The organism is Jeotgalibacillus marinus, assembly GCF_040801915.1.
Taxonomy (GTDB): domain Bacteria; phylum Bacillota; class Bacilli; order Bacillales; family Jeotgalibacillaceae; genus Jeotgalibacillus; species Jeotgalibacillus marinus.
The window spans coordinates 1-279 of sequence record NZ_JBFMIA010000136.1 but is presented as its reverse complement, the minus strand read 5'-3'; the positions used below and the strand labels follow the sequence as shown (position 1 = coordinate 279).

Here is a 279-nt window from a genome sequence, read left to right as displayed (position 1 = left end):
GTGACGATAAAGAACAGGCTGAACAGGTTGAGGAAAATAACCCGGCCATCATAGGCCCGCAGGTACCGGAACATTTTCAAATGCCTCGCCCAGGAGACGCCGATGAAAAAGAAACTTACTGCGAAAGCCAGGAATCCTTTCAGGGTAGGACCGAAAAGCTTAAGCAGGTCAACCTGTCCGGGGTGGTCTTCAGGCAGCTCAGGGAATTTGATCTCGATGATCAGCAACGTGATTGCGATGGCGAACACTGCATCGCTGAAAAGGATCATGCGTTCTAAC

1 protein-coding gene is annotated in these 279 nt (G+C 50.5%); it reads right to left on the bottom strand.

Features of this window, described 5'->3' with window-relative positions; genetic code table 11:
• On the bottom strand, positions 1-269 hold a 269-nt coding region (locus tag AB1471_RS17275; protein ID WP_367780968.1), incomplete at its 3' end, for a TMEM175 family protein.
• Positions 270-279 lie beyond the last annotated feature (10 nt).